The organism is Maribacter sp., assembly GCF_039968975.1.
Taxonomy (GTDB): domain Bacteria; phylum Bacteroidota; class Bacteroidia; order Flavobacteriales; family Flavobacteriaceae; genus Maribacter.
In genome coordinates this window covers 1-13,603 of record NZ_JBDVOT010000197.1, presented here as the reverse complement: position 1 = coordinate 13,603, position 13,603 = coordinate 1, and the positions used below count along the sequence as shown (strand labels likewise).

General features: G+C 34.4%; 12 protein-coding genes and 1 pseudogene. 6 read left to right on the top strand and 7 right to left on the bottom strand.

From position 1 onward, the window contains the following. The 4 genes and pseudogenes from ABJI11_RS13575 to ABJI11_RS13560 all read left to right on the top strand — a co-directional run. Positions 1-246: pseudogene (locus tag ABJI11_RS13575) on the top strand (EamA family transporter); the annotation flags it as partial. A 49-nt stretch (positions 247-295) separates the two neighbouring features. Next, positions 296-1,249 carry an acetyl-CoA carboxylase carboxyltransferase subunit alpha gene (locus ABJI11_RS13570; protein ID WP_348353238.1) on the top strand — a complete coding sequence of 318 codons (954 nt, stop codon included), beginning with the start codon at positions 296-298 and terminating at the stop codon, positions 1,247-1,249. Positions 1,250-1,415: 166 nt separating this feature from the next. Next, on the top strand, positions 1,416-2,966 hold the full coding sequence (dnaB, locus tag ABJI11_RS13565) for a replicative DNA helicase (protein ID WP_276494785.1): 1,551 nt from the start codon (positions 1,416-1,418) through the stop codon (positions 2,964-2,966). Between the two features lie 172 nt (positions 2,967-3,138). Next, positions 3,139-4,401: an asparagine synthetase B gene (locus ABJI11_RS13560; RefSeq protein ID WP_348353235.1), complete on the top strand. Its 1,263-nt coding sequence runs from the start codon at positions 3,139-3,141 to the stop codon at positions 4,399-4,401. Positions 4,402-4,486: 85 nt separating this feature from the next. Here the strand turns inward: ABJI11_RS13560 and ABJI11_RS13555 are convergent, their stop codons facing one another. Together ABJI11_RS13555 and ABJI11_RS13550 are read right to left on the bottom strand one after the other, a co-directional pair. Beyond that, positions 4,487-5,857: a hypothetical protein gene (locus ABJI11_RS13555; RefSeq protein WP_348353232.1), complete on the bottom strand. Its 1,371-nt coding sequence runs from the start codon at positions 5,855-5,857 to the stop codon at positions 4,487-4,489. A gap of 20 nt (positions 5,858-5,877) precedes the next feature. Then, positions 5,878-8,295, bottom strand: coding sequence for a TonB-dependent receptor (locus tag ABJI11_RS13550; RefSeq protein ID WP_348353230.1), 2,418 nt, complete (start codon positions 8,293-8,295; stop codon positions 5,878-5,880). 145 nt (positions 8,296-8,440) lie between these two features. On the opposite strand from ABJI11_RS13550, the gene ABJI11_RS13545 reads away from it, so the two are divergent. After that, a complete protein-coding gene (locus ABJI11_RS13545; RefSeq protein WP_348353227.1) occupies positions 8,441-9,412 on the top strand; it encodes an AraC family transcriptional regulator in 972 nt (323 codons plus the stop codon). A gap of 26 nt (positions 9,413-9,438) precedes the next feature. Here the strand turns inward: ABJI11_RS13545 and ABJI11_RS13540 are convergent, their stop codons facing one another. After that, positions 9,439-10,233 carry an HAD family hydrolase gene (locus ABJI11_RS13540; protein WP_348353225.1) on the bottom strand — a complete coding sequence of 265 codons (795 nt, stop codon included), beginning with the start codon at positions 10,231-10,233 and terminating at the stop codon, positions 9,439-9,441. Positions 10,234-10,325: 92 nt separating this feature from the next. On the opposite strand from ABJI11_RS13540, the gene ABJI11_RS13535 reads away from it, so the two are divergent. Further along, positions 10,326-10,748, top strand: a complete 423-nt coding sequence (locus tag ABJI11_RS13535; RefSeq protein WP_348353222.1) for a secondary thiamine-phosphate synthase enzyme YjbQ — start codon at positions 10,326-10,328, stop codon at positions 10,746-10,748. A gap of 315 nt (positions 10,749-11,063) precedes the next feature. Here ABJI11_RS13535 and rplT read toward each other — a convergent pair whose 3' ends face one another. The 4 genes from rplT to thrS form a co-directional block, all read right to left on the bottom strand. After that, on the bottom strand, positions 11,064-11,408 hold the full coding sequence (gene rplT, locus ABJI11_RS13530; RefSeq protein WP_027064529.1) for a 50S ribosomal protein L20: 345 nt from the start codon (positions 11,406-11,408) through the stop codon (positions 11,064-11,066). A 97-nt stretch (positions 11,409-11,505) separates the two neighbouring features. Further along, complete coding sequence (rpmI, locus tag ABJI11_RS13525; protein WP_027064530.1) at positions 11,506-11,703, bottom strand: 50S ribosomal protein L35; 198 nt, start codon at positions 11,701-11,703, stop codon at positions 11,506-11,508. A 116-nt stretch (positions 11,704-11,819) separates the two neighbouring features. Then, a complete protein-coding gene (infC, locus tag ABJI11_RS13520; RefSeq protein WP_073247488.1) occupies positions 11,820-12,371 on the bottom strand; it encodes a translation initiation factor IF-3 in 552 nt (183 codons plus the stop codon). 30 nt (positions 12,372-12,401) lie between these two features. After that, positions 12,402-13,603, bottom strand: a 1,202-nt coding sequence (thrS, locus tag ABJI11_RS13515) for a threonine--tRNA ligase (protein ID WP_348353219.1), incomplete at its 5' end; no start/stop codon positions are given.

Here is a 13,603-nt window from a genome sequence, read left to right as displayed (position 1 = left end):
GTGTGTACTGCATATGCATTTATTGCATCGGTAAAAATTATGCGAGTTTTAACGCCATATACAGTAATGCTAACTACAAATCTAGAACCAGTATACGGTATTTTATTAGCTTGGTTTATATTTGGTTCTGAAGAAAAAATGAAGCCTATGTTTTATGTGGGAGCCTTAATCATACTCAGTACGGTCATTGCGAACGGTATTTTAAAACAAAGAGCAAATATTAAAAAAAGGGTACCCAAGATTTAGGTATTAAAGTTTTATCTTTGAGCCGCAACTAAAGAAACTTTATAGAAATATGGAATATTTGGATTTTGAACTTCCGATCAAAGAGTTGGAAGAGCAATTGGACAAGTGCATGATCATTGGAGAGGAAAGTGATGTTGATGTTACTGAGACATGTAAACAGATTGAAAAGAAACTTACCGAAACTAGAAAAGATATCTATAAGAATTTAACTGCTTGGCAACGGGTGCAGTTATCTAGACATCCAAATAGACCTTATACTTTAGATTATATTCAAGCTATATGTGGAGATACTTTTTTGGAGCTACATGGTGATCGTACCGTCAAAGATGATAAGGCTATGATCGGTGGTTTAGGTAAAATTGGTGATCAGAGTTATATGTTCATTGGTCAACAAAAAGGATATAATACTAAAACACGTCAATATAGAAATTTTGGTATGGCCAACCCAGAAGGGTATAGAAAGGCTTTGCGTTTAATGAAATCTGCCGAAAAATTTCAAGTTCCTGTAGTGTGCTTGGTAGATACACCGGGTGCTTACCCAGGTATTGAAGCAGAAGAAAGAGGGCAGGGGGAAGCAATTGCAAGAAATATTCTTGAAATGACCCGCCTTAAAGTACCGGTAATTGTTGTAATTATTGGTGAAGGTGCTTCTGGTGGCGCATTAGGTATAGGTGTAGGTGATAAGGTATTAATGTTAGAGAATACATGGTATTCTGTAATTTCACCAGAATCTTGTTCTTCTATTTTATGGAGGAGTTGGGAATACAAAGAAAGAGCTGCAGAGGCTTTAAAGTTGACTGCTACCGACATGAAAAAGTTGAAATTAATAGATGAAATTATTCGTGAGCCCGCAGGTGGAGCACACGCAAATAGACCCAAAACTTTTGAAACCGTAAAAAACAAAATTTCTTCTCATTTAGAAGATCTTCAAAAGTTATCACCAAAAGAACTGGTAAATCAACGCATGGATAAATACGCACACATGGGCGTTTTTAACGGCTAATCTGCATTTTAGGCTTCTTAAAAATATACCGAGGATTTTATTCCTCGGTTTTTTTATGTTATCAACAGAAAATTGTAACTTATTAACAGTCAATTGTTAGTCAACTGTGAACATCGTAATTGATTTTTTTCACGTTAACTAAAGGTTAATTGTATACTTTCGCACTATGGAGAACACGAAACCTTTTGTCGCTCGAAAGATAGACAAATCTAATATTATAAGCCTTGAGAAAGGTAAAATTCCACCACAAGCTATTGATTTAGAGGAAGTTGTGTTGGGGGCTATGATGATAGATAAAAAAGGTGTTGATGAAGTTATTGATATTTTACACCCAGATGTATTCTATAAAGACGCTCATAGATTCATTTACGAGGCTATCTTCATTCTCTTTGAAGAGTCGCAACCTATAGATTTATTAACCGTTTCGTCACAACTTAAGAAAGCGGGTAAATTAGAGGTCTGTGGAGGCGATTTTTATTTGATAAAATTGACTCAAAAAGTAGCTTCATCTGCGCATATTGAGTTTCATGCACGTATTATTCTTCAGAAGTTTATTCAGCGTAGTTTGATCAAAATTTCTGGTGAAATAATTGAAGAAGCTTATGACGAGGCTGTAGATGTTTTTGATTTATTAGATACTGCCGAAGCAAAATTGTATGATGTTACCCAAGGTAACTTAAAACGTTCTGCAGAGACTGCTCAAGATTTGGTAATACAAGCCAAAAAACGAATTGAAGAAATAGCAGGTAAGGAAGGGATGAGTGGTGTTGCATCCGGATTTGATAAGTTAGATAAGCTAACATCTGGCTGGCAGCCAAGTGATTTAATTATTGTTGCTGCACGTCCTGGTATGGGTAAAACAGCTTTTACTTTATCCATGGCAAGAAATATGGCTGTAAATACAAATACACCCGTAGCTTTCTTCTCTTTGGAGATGTCTTCCGTACAATTGATTACAAGATTGATTTCTTCTGAAACAGGATTGTCTTCAGAAAAATTAAGAACCGGTAAGCTAGAAAAGCATGAATGGGAGCAATTGAACGTAAAAGTGAAAACTTTAGAGAAAGCTCCTTTATTTATTGATGATACACCGTCATTATCTATATTCGATCTACGTGCAAAAGCAAGACGTCTTGCTTCTCAGCATGGTATAAAAATGATTATGATTGATTACTTGCAGTTAATGACTGCTGGTGGTAGTCAAAAGGGAGGAAACAGGGAACAGGAAATTTCTACAATTTCTAGAAACTTGAAAGCCCTTGCTAAAGAATTGAACGTTCCGGTAATCGCATTATCTCAGTTATCTCGTGCGGTGGAAACACGTGGAGGCAGTAAGAGACCTATTCTTTCGGATTTGAGGGAATCTGGAGCAATTGAGCAAGATGCGGATATTGTTTCGTTTATCTACAGACCAGAGTACTATAAGATAGAAGAGTGGGATGATGAAGAACGTACGCCTACACAAGGTCAAGGTGAATTTATTGTGGCTAAACACCGTAATGGTGGTTTGGAAAATATTAGATTGAAATTTATTGGTAACCAAGGTAAGTTTGATAACCTGGATGATTTTGATTCTCCTTTTGAATTTCAATCGAAAATGAATGCCAATGAAGAGAACCCTTTTGCAACGAAAAACTTACCAAGCGCAGACGATGCATTTGGTAGTAGTATGAATAATGGTCCAGATTTAGATGAGGATAATGATGTTCCTTTTTAAGATATAATATACTTTAAAGTTAAAAGTCTTCCGTTTGGGAGACTTTTTTGTTTTTAACAATAATTGGTTTAAAAAAACCTTCTTATCTTAATTGCAATAGCTTTAACGACTTCTTAAATACTGCTCCAAAGATTTTACTATATCTTTGAGTGAATACCTATGATAATACTTTATGTTTAAATTAATTACCTCAGTTTTATTTCTTTTTTTTTCAGCGCAACTATTCGCATCATCAATTCTAATACCAATGGATGCAGATAGTCAAAAGAATCATTTGAAAGCATATGGTATTACCTATTGGGTTTTAGCAAAGCAACAAAAAGTACAGTGGTTGTTGAATTTCCGTGGTGGTTCTTTCTTATTGCCAGATGGAGAGAGTATTAGAAAAGAGTGTCAGATTAGAGGGGTTAGTTTTGAGATTTTATCGGATGGGCAAACAAACGGAATTTTAGATGAAATCAGCAGTCCTTCCGTTAATCAAGATGCAGTAATCTTGGAGAAAGCTCCACGTATTGCAGTATACTCCCCAAAAGACAAACAACCTTGGGATGATGCGGTAACCATGGCGTTGACCTATGCTGAAATACCATATACCACAATTTATGATGAAGAAGTGCTTGGTGATAAGCTGGCATTGTATGATTGGCTTCACTTGCACCATGAAGACTTCACAGGTCAATATGGCAAGTTCTATGGGGCATACAGGGCAACACCTTGGTATATAGAAGGGAAGAAAAATTCAGAGAAATTAGCTAAAAAATTAGGGTTTGATAAGGTGTCAGATGAAAAAAGAGCAGTTGCCTTAAAAATTAGAAATTATGTAATTGGAGGCGGATTTATGTTTGCCATGTGTTCTGCAACTGACAGTTTTGATATTGCGCTGGCTGCTGATGGCATTGATATTGTAGAGCCTATGTTTGATGGTGATGCCTCTGACCCCAACTATCAAGCAAATTTAGATTATGGAAAGACCTTTGCTTTTACTGATTTTATCTTGGAGCGTAGTCCATTGAAATATGAATTCTCTTCTATTGATATGACCAATAAAAGAGGTAACGTGCCAAAAGAGTCAGATTACTTTTCTTTAATGGATTTTTCTGCCAAATGGGACCCTGTACCTACTATGTTATGCCAAAACCATACTTCTTTGGTAAAAGGGTTCATGGGACAAACAACTGCCTTTACACGCTCTGAAATAAAGCCGACTGTTTTGGTGTTAGGAGAAAATAAAATTAACGAAGAAGCAAGATATATTCACGGAATTAAAGGGAAAGGTTTTTTTACTTTTTATGGAGGTCATGATCCAGAAGATTACCAGCATAGGGTAGGGGATCCAAAAACGGAGCTTGAGTTACACCCAACTTCACCTGGTTATCGTCTAATATTGAATAATGTCCTATTTCCGGCAGCTAGAAAAAAGAAACAAAAGACCTGATGCTATTTAAAGAGTTATTCGAAAAAAAATACCATTACCGGTTATAGCCGATAATGGTATCTCAAAATTCTGATAATTTAAAAGTTTACCAAGCGCCAATAAAATGACTACCTGTGGTATTAACCAATTCGGCACCTTTCGTTACCGCACCGGTTTCAGTTTCTACAATGTAAATATTTCCATTTTGGCCAACAGCACCCTGTGTTAGGTAAATTTCAGTTCCTTCAACTACAAAGCCTTGGTATTGGAATAAGTAGAAATCTGGATCATAAGGAATGTCGTTAATCTTTACGGCAGTTTGTGCATTTAAATCAACTAGAGCAAAAAATCCTTGTAGACCTGCAACACCTTCTGCAGATCCGTTATGGCGATAAGCTACTACTGCTTTACCGTTTGCAGCAGGTCTCCATGCAAGTACATAAGCACCTTCTATTCCTAATGCCTCATCTAAATTGAAATCGTATGTATCATCGTACTCATTATCAGCATCGATTTTTAAAATATAAGAACCTTCTGGGTCATTTTGGTTTGCTTGGTATACGCTACCGTTATATTCAAAAGCATTAATACTGCGGTATCCATTTGTATCACCATGACCAACAGTAGAAGTAATTACTGAGGGGTTTAATAATGAAGGGTAATCCAAAATAATTGTTTTGGAACCTAAAATCTCATAATCACTATCACTTTCAGTAGTGGCAGGATCAACTTTGCTTAAGCGTGCACCTATATATAATTTGTCTCCTGCAGTATTTAATGTTGGCATATCTATTCTAGAAATGTAATAGCCTGCAGCTTCTTCTTCAGCTGATAAAGAAACACTGTGTTCTTGAAATTCTTTAATAGAAGAGTTCACTAAATCAAGTGTTACAACACCAATCGTTGCTTCAGTACGTGTATAGTTTCCTTCAGTATCAAATTCGTCATCGTTATTTACATAAACCGCAGCACCTGTTTGGTCTCCGTCAAATAACTTAATCCATCTTGGTGCGGTACCTACGTAAGGAGCTATACTAACTTCTGAACCAGTAGGTGTAAAATTCTGTCCGCCTTCTACAATATATTTTGTATAATTTCCACCAGTATCACCTGCATAGCTAATGTTGAATATCGTGTTTCCGTCTTCGGAAGATTGTAATCTTGCCGTTCTGTTAGAAGGAGCTATAAATCCATTTTCAAAAGGATTAATAGAAACTGTAGGGTCTTTGGCATCAACACTGGTTACAGCATAAATCAAAGTACCTCCGTTTCCATCACCAGGCGCTTCTCCCATTTTTGCTCCAGCAACAGTAATCCATCTTGGATCTTCTTCTTCAATTGGTTCTTCTGTATCTGGTTCTGTAGTATCAGTTTCTGGTGTAACTACGGTATCGTCATCGCTACTACATGCAGTCATTAGACTTGCTGTAAGTATTACGGCAGCGAATGTTTTTAGGTTTAAAATAGTTCTTTTCATTTTCGGTATTGATTAAAGGATTAAAATTTATTTATTGCGTAATTTAATTTTAGGTAAAAAGCCCTTCCTGGTTTTTGGACAGAAAGATTATCGTAAACGGCTTCGTCAAATATGTTTTTGATGTCAAAACTTACTACAAATTTGTTGTTTGGAAATGCGTAGCTAAGCCCTATATCTTGAGACAATTGCTCAGGTACTTCAAAGAATTCATTGCCAACAGTGTTGCTACCTTGTGCAGTTAAGAATGAGAATTTATCAGTAAAATACACATTGTAGAATGCGTTAAGTCTAGATTTTTTTTGAAATATATTTTTAAATGAATAGCGTAACCCACCATTCATTGTAAAGAAAGGCGTGTTGGGTACATCTACTTCTATACCTTGGTTTTCAATCTTTAAATCGAATTTTGAGATATTAAAGTTTAAACCAAAATTGTTATTATAAGAGTAATTTAATTGGGCGTCAAAACCTTTTGATGTTCCACTACCTTGATTTACATATATGATTAATTCGTCATTTACATTCAAAGATGTTTCTATGGGTAAACCAATTCTATCTTTTATATTACGAGTAAAAATATTTGTAGAAATTGTAAAAGCATTCTTTTTAATATTGAAGTTGCCAAACCTAAAGCCTAAGTTGTAATTATTACTGCTTTCTGGGTCAATACTAGAATTTGCTACTACATTATCACCGTCATTTCCAAAAATTTCAGTTTCGTTAGGTAGACGAATAGCTTTTTCTGCAGATGTTAATAGGGTTACGTTTGGTACAATTTCATAAGATGCAGCAAATCCATATCCATCGTAGTTCTTATTACTGCTGACCACTTCATCGACAATTATATCGTTTCCATTTTCATCAGATTCAATAGCTGGATCTACACTGGTTGTTTTTTGTTGGTAATGTTTGACAAACAAATTAGTATTTAGTTTTTCATCAAGAGCAGTCAATTCGTAAGTAAGGGAGTATATGTTTTTGTTCAAATCTCTTGTGCCAACAAATGTGTTTTCCAAGACAGATTGGAGGGCGTCGCTGTCTTCCCTATCAATACCACTATATACATGGTTTGCTGAGAATTTATGATTACCGTTTAAAGCATAAGAAATACCGGTTCTTATAGAAGCTACATTTCTTTTTATTTTAGCAAGAGTAGGTCCGCCTTCTTGTTGTGAACGCCAAGTATATTGATATTCATCGCCTCTGAAATCTATAGCTCGTTCTCCGGTCCAGCTATACGCCCAAGAAACCGTATCGTTTACAGCTCTATTTCTTTTACCATATAAACCGTTAATGTTAACGTCAAGACCTTTTGTAAATAAATTTTTCTTTTGATATGTTATACTGCCTAGTAAAGCATCAGATTCTAAAAACCTATCCTTGTATGGCGTTATGGTCATAAATGCACCATGTTGTACCTCTTTGTAATCATCCGATCCCGTTATACCTATAAAGAATTGGTCAGCCCATTTTACGTCCGTATATCCAATTTCTGCTCGTCCGCCAGTTGATCTGTACGCATCGTTAAATCTTCTCGCGGTAATAGGAGTTTGTACTCCGCCCAATCCAGTTACAACAACACTTCTTCCTGAAACTTTATAATCGTTATCAGAATAGTTGTGAAATAAAGAAGCTTTGATTGTTAGTCCTGATTTCTCAAAACGATATAAACCATTTACACTAGCTTGTAATGTATTGAAAGAACCATAAGAAATAGAGGCATTAAAATTTGTTTTTGCATCATTATGCAATACTATATTTATAGCTCCACCTAAAGCATCATCAGCTAAATAGCCTGGCACCACACCTTTGTAAACTTCAATGTTCTTAATCATTGAAGGTGGTATACTGTTTAAGTTAAATGAATTGCCGTAAGTCGAAATTGGTATGCCATCTATAAAAATACGAACTGAATTTCCTGATAAACCATTAAGGCTATAGGTAACATCAGAGCCGAGACCTCCATTTTGACGTATTTTTACTCCAACGGTCGTGTTTAGTAATTCATTGGTTTGTATATTTCTAAGACTAGCTTCTTCTGTTTTTATGGCATTTACGGCAAAACCTTTTGTTTCCAGTTTTGTTTCTTTTGATTTACCATTGACATTTACTTCATCTAGGTTCTCTACGTTCTCTTCTAAGGTGTAGTTTAGAGTGATTTTTTCTGTGTTGTTTTTTATTTCAACGACTTTTGAACGAGTGGTGTAACCAATAAAAGAAACTACTATGGTACGCCTTCCTTGTGGAACCTTATCAATGGTGTAAGCACCATTGTCATCAGTAAGAACGCCGAGTTGTAAGCCTTCGATCAAAACACTTGCAAATGGTAAGGGCTTACCATAAACATCTTTTACATTACCTGAAATTGTACTAAAATGTTCTTGACTATATGCAGATAGGAATATGAACAGGAGAATTACTGTTAAAGAGTTTTTCATATAGCTTAAAATTCACTTATATTTATTAAGATTTAGTCTAAATAAATTAGTTTTGCAAATCTATAGAAGGATTGAAAAGGGTAGTACCGAGAAAGGAATTTAAACATACGCGAAAGGAAGTATTGAATTGAGGCAGTTAAAGCATATGAATAAAGAGTTGTTGAGGAAAGAAATAAAAGTGAACCAATTATTTGAAAATGGATTTATTGACAATTCGGTACAGTTCAATGAAGTAGAGGTAACTACTAAAAACAATAGTTCTTTTATAAGAGGAATTGATTTTTCTGATAATCAATTAATTCATGAATTTGATTCAGAAATTTGTGTTTGTAGCGATGAAGATTTAATTAAACTCCACTTTTCTTTAGAAGGTTCATATAATTATCAACCACTTAGGCATATAAAATATTTGGTTCAAATTCCAGAAAATCATTGCAATATGTTCTATTATCCTACAACAGAGGGGCGAGATATTTTCTTTAAGGGAAATGCTAAATCATTTGAAGTGTTTGTAAAACCAAGTTTATTAAAAAACCTATTAGGAACCCAATTTGATTTATCATTTGAGAAATTAAAGAACGCGATTCAAAATTCTAATTCTTTTGTACTTTGGGATAAGAGTAAATTTATTCCTCCAAATATTAGAAGTAAGATAAATGAAATCATACAATGTCCTTATAAAGGTGAGGTTAGAAAAACTTATTTAGAAAGTAAATTAACGGTTTTAATGATTGATTTTTTATTAGGTAGACAAACTTCTAAACTTTCTAAGACTAATATAAAATTGTTGAATTCAGATTACTTAGCACTCGTTCGTGTAGAAGATCATATTAGAAAGAATTTGAAGGAGCCTCTAAAAATTATGGACTTGGCAGATTTAGCAGGATTCAATGCTACAAAGTTAAAACGCGATTTTAAAAAACTTTACGGGGTTACCATATTCAAATATATTACAGCATTACGTATGGAGGTCGCCAAGAGTTTAATTACCCAAGAAGGTGCAACTATAGCACATGCTGCTTATGAAGTTGGTTATGCTAATCCGCAACATTTTACAACAGCATTTAAACGTACTATGGGCTATGTGCCAAGCGAATTAAAACCAGCTGTTCAATAAAAGAGTGTTGATTGCTATATGTACCTCTATTTAATTAACATCTTTAATATGTGTTCAACACCGTTTTCATCATTACTTAAAGTGCTGTATTTAGCAACCTCTTTCACATTTGGGTGAGCGTTTTTCATAGCAAATCCAAAATCAGAAAGTGCCAACATTTCAAGATCATTATTAAAATCTCCAAAAACCATTACTTCATCTGATTTTAGATTATAGCTTTGCATTAGTTTATCCAAAGCATAACCTTTGTTTGCATTCATGTTTGAAATGTCTAGCCAATTTTCACCAGATACTTTTACTTTTAAATGCGTTTCAAATTGTTTTACATATGGATATATATGTTCTTCTGAACTTTCAAAATGATAAATAGCGATTTTAATAACCTCAGAACTAAAATCAGATAAGCTTTCTATAATTTCATATTCGGTGTAGTATTCAGCTAATTTGTTGGCAAAAGCATTAGATTTATTTGTTAGGTAAGCTTTGTGCTTTGTGCAAATTACAGGATGTATGTTAGCAATATTATCAAGCGTTTTTAAAATATCTTGAACATGCTGTTGTTCTAGAGGCGTAGCTAAAATTTCAGTTTGTTGCTTCATAGCAAATCCACCATTCTCGGCAATAACTATAATATCGTCTTTAATGGTATCTAGCTTGTCTATAATGCTATTGTACTGTCTTCCACTTGCGGCAACAAAGATGATGCCTTGAGATTTTAAATCTTTAAATATGTCAAAGAATTGGTCGCTAACTTGATGGTTAGAGTTTAAAAGTGTGCCGTCCATATCGGTCACAACCATTTTAATCTTTGATAAATCCATATGCTTTTTATTTAGTGGTAAAGATATTTGAATGTTGTTTAATAAGGTGGCTTGTTTTCAAAGTTTTACCTTTATTTAATAATATATATATCATGAAGTTATTTCAAAAAGAGTTTCAATTGCCAGCGTTTAAAAGAGGATTTCATATTATAACCAATAATGTTACTTCTAGTATACCTGAGATAGCAGATATAGATACTGGTTTCTTGCAAGTTTTTATAAAGCATACATCTGCCAGTTTAACTATCAATGAGAATGCGGACCCTACAGTGAGAGAAGATTTTGAGTCACATATAAATGTTATGGTACCAGAAAATGCACCGTATTACAAACATGATTATGAAGGTTCAGATGATATGCCTGCACATATTAAAGCTTCATTAATGGGTGTTTCAGTTCAAGTGCCAGTGACTAATGGTAGGTTAAATATGGGTATTTGGCAGGGAATCTATTTGTGTGAACATAGAAATTATGCATCGGGTAGAAACATTGTTTTGACGTTGTGGGGAAATTGAATTAAATTGGTTAAAAAGGAATAAACCATGACTACAGAAGAAGCTATTTTAAATAAAATACAAATTCTAATTACCAATCATTTTTTGACACCAGAAATGGCTTTTAACTTTTTTGATAACGATAATGATTAAAAACTAACAAAGTCTGAAATTAGTGGGTTTATTAGATGTATAGTTTCCTTTAAACTTATGGAAGGTTGTGATAGGAGTGGTGTGAACTTATAGATTGGTAAGAGTTCAAAAGAGGCAATAGCTAAAACTAAAAAATCCGATTCGGAAGAATCGGATTTTTCAAAAAGTGAGATTGTTATTAATTTATTTTACCTGATCTACAACTGCCTTAAAGGCATCTGGGTGGTTCATTGCTAAATCTGCAAGAACTTTTCTGTTAAGTTCAATGTTATTAGCTTTTACTTTTCCCATAAATTGAGAGTAGGACATTCCGTGTTGTCTGGCACCTGCATTAATACGGGTAATCCATAATGAACGAAAAGTTCTTTTCTTATTTCTACGGTCTCTGTAAGCATATAACATTGCTTTTTCAACCGCATTTTTGGCTACTGTCCAAACGTTTTTACGTCTTCCAAAGTAACCTTTGGCTTGCTTCATTACCTTTTTTCTTCTGGCTCTTGAAGCTACTGCATTTACTGATCTTGGCATTTTTTTCTAATTTTTTGTAGTAGGCGCCCTTATAATTTAAAGGAACTTTTAAGGCCTAACTCCATGGTTAATAATTTTACCTTTTAAAGAACTAAGTTTACTTTAAACGTAATTGTTCTTTAATACTGTTAACATCTGCTTGATGAACTAAACCATCATGTGTTAACTTAAGCTTACGCTTTTTAGATTTCTTAGTCAAAATGTGACTCTTAAAAGCGTGCTTTCTTTTAATTTTACCTGTACCTGTAAGCTTAAAACGCTTCTTAGCACTGGATTTTGTTTTTTGTTTAGGCATTTTCTCCTAGTTTATATATTAATCTCACTTTGCATGCTAAACGCTGCTCACAAACGTAAGCAGCGTTTAGTATTTTATAATTACATTAGGTCCTATTACGAAACCGAAATGTTATTTTATTTTCCTTTAGTCTTAGGAGCAATGAACATTGTCATACGCTTTCCTTCTAGTTTAGGCATTTGTTCTACCTTGCCTAGTTCTTCTAATTCAGAAGCTAATTTCAATAATAAAATTTCTCCCTGATCTTTATAGACGATTGAACGACCTTTAAAAAATACGTACGCTTTTAGTTTGGCTCCTTCTTTAAGGAACTTTTCAGCGTGTTTCTTTTTAAAGTCATAATCATGATCATCTGTATTAGGACCAAATCTTATTTCTTTAACTACGACCTTAGAAGCTTTCGCTTTCATGGCCTTATCTCTTTTCTTCTGCTCGTATAAAAACTTTTTATACTCCATTATTTTACAAACAGGAGGGTCTGCCTTTGGAGATATCTCTACCAAATCCAAACCTAATTCTTCTGCTTTCTCAAGAGCCTGAGGAAAAGGATATACACCTACTTCAACATTGTCACCTACCAACCTAACTTTTGGGGCTGTTATCTTTTCATTGATATTATGGGGATTCTTATTTTCCCTTCTAGGTTGTGGTCTAAATCTTTTACGTATTGCTATGACTAAATAATTTTAATTAAACTTTTATTCTTTAAACGTCTTTAAGGTACTATTTATTTCTGTGTTAACCAAGTCTGTGAACATAGTTACGTCTATCGCTCCTAAATCTTCACCACCGTGTTTACGTACAGAAATGGTATTTGCAACTTCATCATTGTCCCCTACGATTAACATAAATGGAACTTTACTCATTTCTGCTTCACGTATTTTCTTGCCAATAGTCTCGTTTCTACCATCGATAAGGGCGCGAATTTCGTTATTTTCTAGGGATTTTAAAACTTTTTCAGCATATTTTTCGTGTTTTTCGCTAACAGGAAGAATAATAGCTTGTTCAGGTGTTAACCATAACGGGAAATTACCACCTGTATGTTCTAGTAATAATGCTATAAAACGCTCTAAACTACCAAAAGGCGCACGGTGTATCATTACTGGTCTATGTAGTTCATTGTCACTACCTTTGTAATTTAAATCGAATCTTTCTGGTAGATTGTAATCTACTTGAATTGTACCTAATTGCCATTGTCTTCCCAAGGCATCTTTTACCATGAAATCTAATTTAGGACCATAGAAAGCTGCTTCTCCTCCTTCAACTACAAAATCTAAGCCTTTCTCTTTAGCAGCATTAATGATTGCCTGCTCAGCTTTTTCCCAGTTTTCAACTGATCCAATGTACTTTTCTGGAGTATCTAAATCACGAACGGATACCTGTGCTGTGAAATTGTCAAATCCTAATGAACCTAATACATATAAGGAAAGGTCAATTACATTTTTAAACTCTTCGTCTAATTGATCGGGTGTACAGAATATATGGGCATCATCTTGAGTAAATCCACGTACTCTTGTAAGTCCGTGAAGCTCTCCGCTTTGTTCATATCTATATACTGTACCAAATTCTGCAAATCTTTTTGGAAGTTCTTTGTAGCTATATGGCTTAGTATTGTAAATTTCACAGTGGTGAGGGCAATTCATTGGTTTTAAAAGAAATTCCTCACCTTCTTTAGGCGTATGTATTGGTTGAAAGCTGTCTTCACCATATTTTTCATAATGTCCAGAAGTAACGTATAGTTCTTTTTGTCCAATATGTGGAGTTACAACCATTTCATATCCAGCTTTCTTTTGTGCTTTTTTTAGAAAGTTTTCAAGTCTTTCTCTTAAAGCGGCTCCTTTAGGTAACCATAAAGGAAGACCTTGACCAACTTTCTGTGAAAAGGTGAACAGTTCAAGTT